Annotated in this window: 1 protein-coding gene; it reads right to left on the bottom strand. The window is 46.7% G+C overall.

The annotated features are described in order from the left end of the window. Positions 1 to 482 precede the first annotated feature (482 nt). Positions 483 to 1,396, bottom strand: a 914-nt coding sequence (locus tag ACP6PK_RS20545) for a PPC domain-containing protein (protein WP_426562189.1), incomplete at its 5' end; no start/stop codon positions are given.

Here is a 1,396-nt window from a genome sequence, read left to right as displayed (position 1 = left end):
AGTAGGTTGATAGTCCAGTAGGGTGCGTTAGTGAAGCGTAACGCACCGCAGGACGACACAAATCAAGGGTGCGTTACGGCGCAACATGAGATTTGACAGATAAATCATAGTTTGGCATTACTGAATTCAGGTATGAAAGTAGGTTGATAGTCCAGTAGGGTGCGTTAGTGAAGCGTAACGCACCGCAGGACGGCACAAATCAAGGGTGCGTTACGGCGCAACATGAGATTTGACAGATAAATCATAGTTTTTTGTAAGCGCCTAACGCACCCTACTAGACTACCGCGTTTCATGTCGGAGGAATGACAAAAGGGAAGCAATCTCTAAAACCTTGATATTGCTTCCCTCCACTCTGTTCCACTAGCAATGAATTTACAGTAACTAATTATCCGGATTTGATATGATAGCCAGGTTCAGAGTTATTAATCTAGCACTCATCATATCTAGTCCCCACCCTTAGTTGGGGAAAACTCCGTTATACCCTAGATCGCAGGGAACGGGAACAGACTCAACGAGTTCCTTAACCGGAGATTGTAGTTAGTATTGGCTCCACCGAAACGATTAACCCTGGCGTAATATGTACCCGGGTTTAAAGTCCGAGTAATGGTATCTGCATTGGTACCACCCCGTGTTGAACTGGCGATGACAGTGCCACTGCTATTGAGCAAATGTAAGTCTGCATCTGCACCTAAACCGTTGAGGGTGATATCCAAGCGGTTTCTGAACCAAGGTAAATTAAAGCGGTAATAGTCGTTGGTGTCTGTTGAACCGACAAAGTCTTGGAAATTGCGAGTACCACTGAGCTGTCCTATATTGCGAGCCACGAATCGGCTATTGCCAGCTTGATCGGCCTCTAGCCGCAGATTGTAGTTAGTATTAGCTCCACCAAAACGATTAACCCTGGCCACATAATTACCAGTGCCTAAGTTGCGAGTGATACTATCAGTTGCAGTACCACCTCGTGTTGAACTGGCTATTGATGTCAAACTGCCATTGGCATTGCGACGATACAACCGTAAGTCCGCATCTTGAGTTAAACCGTTGAGGGTGAGATTCACGCGGTTTGGCTCACTCAAGCTAAAGCGGTAATCGTCGTTGCGGTCTGTTGAACCGACAAAGTCTTGGAAATTGCGACGACCATGGAGGGTGCCGATATTACGATGTGGGCCAGGAGGTCCAGCTTGATCGGCTTCTAGCTGCAGATTGTAGTTAGTATTGGCTGTACCGTGACGATAAACCCTGGCCACATAATTACCAGTGCCTAAGTTGCGAGTGATACTATCAGTTGCAGTACCACCTCGTGTTGAACTGGCTATTGATGTCAAACTGCCATTGGCATTGCGACGATACAACCGTAAGTCCGCATCTTGAGTTAAACCGTTGAGGGTGAGATTCA

It is taken from the genome of Dapis hubbardiae BLCC-M172 (genome assembly GCF_050016015.1).
In the GTDB taxonomy this organism is placed as follows: domain Bacteria; phylum Cyanobacteriota; class Cyanobacteriia; order Cyanobacteriales; family Microcoleaceae; genus Trichodesmium.
Note: the sequence above shows the minus strand (reverse complement) of the source record. Positions and strands in the feature narration are given on the sequence as shown.